Consider the following 6,523-nt stretch of genomic DNA (forward strand, 5'->3'; position numbering starts at 1 on the left):
TGCCATCAAGTTAAGAAATCCGTTGTTCCCCAAAACGAAAAAAATGAGCTAAATTCTTATAGGTAATTGTGGAAAGACAAAATTTTCGTTTTAGGGTACTTCAAAACATTAGCTTGATGGGAATGGCGTTGATTATATCATTTTCATTCAAAAGCAAAATACAGGAATGATTTCTTTAGCAATACACTACATGCTTTGACTTAAGAAAATATAAATACTCTATTCCGGCAGCGGTTATCTTCGTGCCGGCCCGTCCTCTACCTTTGACGACAAATCCTTCGCTTTCTAAAATATCCAAGCGGCGGCGGATTTGCTGAGGGGACAAGACAAAGTCCGATTCTTTGCTTTGACTGGAAATCAGCTCTCTGCTTGCCGCTTTTCCTTTTTCATTGCATTGCTTGATTACTCCCAAGATGAAAGCGCGCTCCTGCATTTCCAGTATACTTTCACATGCGGAATATTCGGATGTCATACTGTCTCCCGCTTGTCCCAGCATGGATGGAAGATCTCTTTTCGTCACGATATTCCCCTCACAAACCGTCAGCATGTAATCAATTGTACTTTTCAGTTCCCGTATGTTGCCGGGCCATTCATATTGCATGAAATGTTCCAGCACATCTTGCTCTACCTTTACCCACTTTCCGCTCTTTGTGATGAGATGCTTAATCAAAAGCGGAATATCCGCTCTTCTCTTAATGAGCGGCGGAATGTAGAGATTGAGTACATTCAGTCGGTAAAACAAGTCTGTTCTGAATGAACCGTCCCGCATCTTTCCTTGAAGATCTTTATTCGTTGCGGTAATCACTCGAACATTAATAGGTATGATTCTTCTACCGCCAATTCTGCGGATTTCCCCCTCCTGCAGAACGCGCAGCAGATGTGATTGAACTGTGAGACTTATGTCGCCGATTTCATCCAAAAAGATAGTCCCGTTATCCGCCAACTCAAACAGACCTTTCTTTCCTCCCTTTTGCGCTCCTGTAAATGTCCCTTCTTCGTAGCCGAACAATTCGCTTTCAAGCAGGCTTTCTGTTAATGCGCTGCAGTTCACAGCCAGAAACGGTCCATTTTTCCGCAATGAATGCTCATGAATTGCATGCGCAAACAGTTCTTTTCCTGTTCCTGTTTCTCCCTGAATCAAAATCGGATGCTCCGACAAGGCAAGCTTCTTGGCGATCCTCTTGCACTCTTTCATTACATCATGCTCGCCGATAATATCATGAAACCCGTATTTCGTATGAAATCCTTTATTTCGCATTTCTCTTTGCGCTGTCTTTTCAATTTCAAAGGCTTGATGCACACTCTTGAAAGTTGCGACAATTGTATTTTCTTTTACCATTTGCGATCGAAAAATTACGACATCCACGCCGTCTATGTCAAAGAACTTGCTTTCATCCCTGCCGTTCATGATGAAATCAGTAATATCCCGGCGATTTATCGCATGTTCTATATACGTATTAACCACATCTTGCGCAATAACATGAAACAATGCCGCAAGCCGATGATTGAATACCGTAATCCGTCCTTCCTGGTTGACGACCAATATCCCATCATCAACAGTTCCTACCACATTTTGGATATGTTCACTCATCTGCTTTGCCTCTCGCTCCGCATATAGCAGCTTACGTTGTAATTCAATGATATTGCTAATATATCTTTCTGAAATCTTCGAGGATATATCCTTGTTTAAACCACAGCATTCTACAACTTCCAGAATTGTTGTCATATCAAAAAGACGCACGCCTATATCGATGACTTCTTTTATATAAGAAGGACAAAGATGTGTTTCTCCTGGTGAAACAGCAATTTGAACATCTTCATAAAACAAGTTCCCCTTCCGAAAAGGAATGAATTGAACATGATCGACACCAAGCTGATATAAGGATTCAATAAGCCTTATAGTTGCATCATCATCGTCATTCACCATCAGAACTGCTGAACCTTCAGGTATTCTTAAAAGTTTGTCAATGTATTCATGATGAACTGTTCTCTTTCCCACAATTATTTTCTCCGCATTCGCGCTATACATACCGTTTGTTCTATCATAAGCGGCATCTGATGAATACAAGATAATTGTATCTTTCAGAGACCGCGGTATTCCTTCATCTATCGCATGGCTTTTAATATGCATATAGTCTCCGAGCAATTGTTCCAGCTGTTCCTGCAAGGCTTGCCTTGTTTTTAAGCTTCCCGCTATAAGTGTAAGTGAGGATTTTGACATAAAAACACCTGCTTGTCTTTAAATTGGTTCTATTGTATCACCAAAAAAGGACAATAAAAACCTAAAACTCTAATCTAGCCATACAATTTTCATAAAAATCAATCTACTCATATTGGCATGGTTTTTGCTTATGTAAAGCAGTGAAGTGTTTATGGATTTGAAAAGGAGGAAACCAGTAGAATGCGAGTAAAAAGAAGATAGTCAATAAACGAGAATTATTTTGTAAGCGTTTTAGTTTCATGCATTTATTTTAAATACAAAGGAGATACGTGTATGAGTCAACCACAAGAAAAGGCTGTTTCGCTCGGAACAGCGGGAAAAAGAGAGAGGAAAATCAATATTTTTGTATTGCTGTTCGGCATTCTCGCAATAGCAACTTTATTAACTTATGTTTTGCCGGCCGGGGAATATGCGCATATTGAAAAGGATGGGCACACAACAGTAAATCCAGATTCATTCAAATGGATTGCATCGGCACCGGTCGGATTCTTTGACATGGTAAAAGCTGTCCATACAGGAATGGTAGAAGCAGGAAATATTATCTTTTTTTTATTGATTATCGGAGGGTTTTTCGGTGTCTTACGCACAACAGGTACAATTGACGTGCTTATTGCCACAATGGCTCGGAAGTTAGCGACGCGTGAAAAGCTATTGATTCCTGTCGTGATGCTGGTTTTCGCTGTAGGCGGCTCTTTAATGGGGATGGCGGAAGAAACACTGGCTTATGTTCCTCTTGTTATTCCGCTTGCATTGGCTCTGGGGTTTGATACAATTACAGGAATTGCCATCGTCATAGTAGGAGCATTGTCAGGGTTTACGACCGCCATCATGAATCCCTTCACAGTAGGAATTGCGCAAGGAGTCGCAGAATTGCCGATGTTCTCAGGTATGGGATTCCGCCTTGTTTTATTTGTTATTGTCTACCTTGTTTCTGTTCTTTATATCTATCGTTACGCAATGAAGGTAAAGAAAAATCCTTCTATGGGAATCTATGGAAAATATACAAAAGAGGAAGCGAACCAGCTGTTGCAATCAAGTGCGAGGTTAACAGCGAGACATAAGTACATCTTAGGCGCTTTTTTAATTAACTATATCGTCTTGGCGTTTGGTGTCATCAAGTTCCACTGGTACATTACAGAAATCGCAGCCTTATTCGTTGTATTGACAATTGTAATTGGAATCATCGGAAAACTGTCTGCAGATCACATTATCAACTCCTTTATCAAGGGTTCTGAGGCCTTGCTCGGCGGTGCTTTAATAATCGGCGTATCACGCGCCATTCTTGTTGTACTGAATGAGGGACATATCGTTGATCCTATGCTGCATCAAGTATCTGAATCTATCCAGCATATTCCGGCCTATTTAAGCGTTGCCGGCATGTACAGCTTCCAAACTCTTATTCATTTTATTCTAGCGTCCGGCAGCGGTCATGCGATGCTGACAATGCCAATTATGGTGCCGCTCGCAGACTTATTGCATATTACACGCCAGACTGCAGTGTTGTCTTTTTCTTTTGCGGACGGAATCGGAAATATGATTTTCCCGACCGCAACTACTTTAATGGCGAGCTTGGCAATTGCAGGCATCCCTTGGACAAAGTGGGCGAAGTGGATTCTGCCGCTGGTGCTCATTCAATATCTCATCGGATTAATAGCGGTCATCACAGCTCACTTTATTGGATATGGTCCATTCTAATATAGGACAGGAAGTATTGACAGGAGGAGAAACGAATTGCTTACTTTAATCAAAAATGGCGAAGTATACGCGCCACGTTACCTAGGACGGAAAGATATATTGATTGCAGACGATAAAATCGCATTCATGGATGACAGAATCGAAATTCCTGACAACTTTGCCCCTATTCAAATCATTGATGCGGCAAATCTTTTGGTTGTTCCGGGATTTATCGATTCACATGTTCATATTATTGGTGGAGGCGGCGAAGGCGGATTTAAAACCCGCACCCCCGAGCTGATGCTCACTGATATTACAACTGCAGGTATTACAACACTGGTCGGCTTACTTGGTACGGACGGGACAACGCGTAAAATGGAAAGTCTGCTTGCCAAGGCGCGGGCGCTTGAAGAAGAGGGTATTTCCTGCTTCATTCATACAGGCTCCTATCAAGTACCAGTAAAAACACTGACGGGAAAAATCGAAGACGATATTATTTTAATCGACAAAATTATCGGTGTCGGGGAGATTGCAATCTCCGACCATAGATCATCAGAACCTACATTTGAGGAGCTGGCTAAAGTCGCCGCTGCGGCACGCAATGGCGGTATTCTGTCAGGAAAAGCTGGCATATTAGAAGTTCATGTAGGAGACGGAGATGAAAAGCTTTCATTGCTACATGAAATTGTAGATAAAACCAACATTCCAATTCGGCATTTCCATCCGACACATATCAACCGAAATGAAGAATTATTCAGGGCGGGTATTGATTACGCGAAGCGAGGCGGATACGTAGACTTTACCACAAGTACCATTCCTCAGTTTTTGGAGGAAGGCGAAGTAAAGTGCAGCAAGGCATTGCGTATAATGCTTGAAGAAGGAGTTCCAGTCGGACACATCACCTTCTCTTCAGACGGGCAGGCCAGCCTTCCTTTCTTTGACAGCAATGGGGAGTTTGCAGGCCTTCAAGTCGGAAAAGTATCGTCGCTATATCACGAAGTGCGCGATTCTGTTTTAGAGGAAGGCATCCCGCTGGAAACGGCATTGGAGGTCATCACCACGAATCCAGCACAAGTGCTGAAGCTTTCAAGTAAGGGCAGTATCCAAACCGGAAAGGATGCTGATATCGTATTGTTACAAAAGGAAACATTGACAATTGCCACTGTAATGGCAAGAGGAAAAGTGATGGTAGAAAAGGGTGTTCCGCTGATAAAAGGAACGTTTGAATGAGGGAGAAACACTTATACTAAATACGGACCATGTACGAATAGAACAAGATTTTTTAGGAGAAAAGCAAGTTCCAGGCGATGCCTATTACGGAATCCAAACGATGCGAGCCGTTGGAAACTTTCCAATAATGGGGTATCCTGTCTATCCGTCTTTAATCGTATCCATCGCGATGGTGAAAAAAGGCATGTGCGCTTGCCAATATGGAAATCCGGCAGCTTTCGGCTGAAATTGGGCACGCAATCGTACAAGTTGCCGAAGAAATCATAGCGGGACAGCTGCATGATCAGTTTATAGTGGATCCGATTCAAGGCGGTGCAGGAACGTCACTCAATATGAATGCAAATGAAGTCATTGCAAACCGGGCACTTGAAATTCTCGGTAGGAGCAAAGGGTCATACTCCTTCATCAGCCTAAATACGCACGTGAACATGTCCCAGTCTACAAATGATATATTTCCTACAAGCATTCATCTTGCGGTGCTGCAAATGGCAGAAGTATTGCTCATCACAATGGAGCATTTGCATGAAGTATTTGCCGCAAAAGCAGCTGAATTTTCATAAATAGCTGTAGAGAGATAAATTTTTTATCTTGGGGGTACTTTAAAATATTAGCTTGATGGGCATGTGGCGGGACCCCATAGCCATCAAGCTAAACTCTTGAAGTACCTCCCTAAACGAAAATTTACTTTTTTATCGTTCCGATCTCCAAATTTAACTTGTTACTTTCAAAATATCTCTCAATTCCTCCACCGTCAGCACTTCGTCCTTCTTCCGATGGATCATCCGATGACAATTGGAACAAACAGGAACAAGGTCCTCTTCCGGATTAATTTCCGTTGCTTCCTCAAGTGTACTTAATGGTTTTACATGATGCACTTCTATAAAACCTTTTCCTCTTTCTCCGTACACTTTTTCAAAATCAAATCCGCACACAGCACATGAACATCCGTGGATTTCAATAGCCGCTGATCTATTGCGTGCATCACGTTCATAGCGTGTTCCGTAGTATGTTTTTGCAGTCCCTTCTGTATAGAAAATATCCTCTTGTGCCAGTTCCGATGTAATATCCTCTTCTACAATTTTCTCCCTGTATTGTTTCTGTACTTCAGGGAACATCATCTGAAATGTCTCCTCATTTTCCCGTACCCACGGATTTACTTTTTGGTTATTTCCTTTGTAATGAACCATAGAAACGTCCTTTATAGAAACAAACGGGTTGTACTCAAACAAAAGTTCCAATCCTCTCCGCTTTACTCGTGTAAGCAATTGTTTTTTAGAGGAACTTCGCAAGCGTTTTTTGTGAACTACATTCCCATCTTCTAGTAGCATCACTCGATATTCAGGTGCTTTTTCATCTTCAGAACACTTTACAATAAGGATATAGTATTTCGTTTTAAAA

Annotated in this window: 4 protein-coding genes and 1 pseudogene; 3 read left to right on the top strand and 2 right to left on the bottom strand. The window is 41.8% G+C overall.

Translation table 11 applies throughout. The annotated features are described in order from the left end of the window. Nucleotides 1-175: 175 nt before the first annotated feature. Nucleotides 176-2,221: a sigma 54-interacting transcriptional regulator gene (locus ACTDJC_RS11500; protein WP_440603458.1), complete on the bottom strand. Its 2,046-nt coding sequence runs from the start codon at nt 2,219-2,221 to the stop codon at nt 176-178. 273 nt (nt 2,222-2,494) lie between these two features. Between ACTDJC_RS11500 and ACTDJC_RS11505 the strand changes: the two genes are divergently transcribed. From ACTDJC_RS11505 to ACTDJC_RS11515, 3 genes and pseudogenes are all read left to right on the top strand, one after another. Then, nucleotides 2,495-3,916: a YfcC family protein gene (locus ACTDJC_RS11505; protein ID WP_440603459.1), complete on the top strand. Its 1,422-nt coding sequence runs from the start codon at nt 2,495-2,497 to the stop codon at nt 3,914-3,916. A 36-nt stretch (nt 3,917-3,952) separates the two neighbouring features. Further along, a complete protein-coding gene (gene iadA, locus ACTDJC_RS11510; protein WP_440603460.1) occupies nt 3,953-5,125 on the top strand; it encodes a beta-aspartyl-peptidase in 1,173 nt (390 codons plus the stop codon). Between the two features lie 13 nt (nt 5,126-5,138). After that, nucleotides 5,139-5,679, top strand: a pseudogene (locus tag ACTDJC_RS11515) (lyase family protein); the annotation flags it as partial. A gap of 156 nt (nt 5,680-5,835) precedes the next feature. Here ACTDJC_RS11515 and ACTDJC_RS11520 read toward each other — a convergent pair. Next, nucleotides 5,836-6,523, bottom strand: a 688-nt coding sequence (locus ACTDJC_RS11520) for an HNH endonuclease (protein WP_440603461.1), incomplete at its 5' end; no start/stop codon positions are given.

The organism is Bacillus sp. GB_SG_008 (assembly GCF_052038115.1).
GTDB lineage: Bacteria > Bacillota > Bacilli > Bacillales > Bacillaceae_G > Bacillus_A > Bacillus_A rhizoplanae.

Bases quoted from the DNA above. Each gene is read 5' to 3' on its own strand.
- ACTDJC_RS11505 (WP_440603459.1), top strand. From the start codon at position 2,495: ATGAGTCAACCACAAGAAAAGGCTGTTTCGCTCGGAACAGCGGGAAAA.
- ACTDJC_RS11500 (WP_440603458.1), bottom strand. From the start codon at position 2,221: ATGTCAAAATCCTCACTTACACTTATAGCGGGAAGCTTAAAAACAAGG.